The sequence below is a fragment of the Ochrobactrum sp. SFR4 genome (assembly GCF_019730395.1).
Taxonomy (GTDB): domain Bacteria; phylum Pseudomonadota; class Alphaproteobacteria; order Rhizobiales; family Rhizobiaceae; genus Pseudochrobactrum.
On the sequence record NZ_JAAPBB010000437.1, the window covers coordinates 1 to 340 of the forward strand.

The window sequence follows — 340 nt, forward strand, 5'->3', positions numbered from 1 at the left end:
ATCCGCTTGTGATTGTTTATCTGTTAGCTCCGCATTTGTTTGAGAGCGAGCCGGCACGTATTTTCGTTGAGCACGAGAGTGAATTATGCATGGGGCAAACCATTGCTGATTGGTACGGTAAGAGTAATCTTGAGCCGAATGCACAAATTGTTTCTAAAGTGAATTCACAAGCAGTGATTGAGCTGATGCTGGAACGCCTGTCCCGTTATGCCGGAAATAAAGGCACGCTATGAAACGGTTGAAAATTATTATCGATACAGATCCGGGCGTTGACGATGCGGCTGCGATTTTAATGGCGGTGGTATGGCGGGAACTGGACGTGCTTGGAAGTTCCGTTGTC

1 protein-coding gene and 1 pseudogene are annotated in these 340 nt (G+C 47.1%); both read left to right on the forward strand.

Going from position 1 to position 340, the window contains the following annotated elements; translation table 11 throughout:
* The coding region (locus HBA93_RS19715; RefSeq protein ID WP_353619414.1) for a nucleoside hydrolase at positions 1–233 on the forward strand (233 nt) is incomplete at its 5' end.
* Positions 230–340: pseudogene (locus HBA93_RS24375) on the forward strand (nucleoside hydrolase); the annotation flags it as partial. The gene HBA93_RS19715 and the pseudogene HBA93_RS24375, both read left to right, overlap by 4 nt.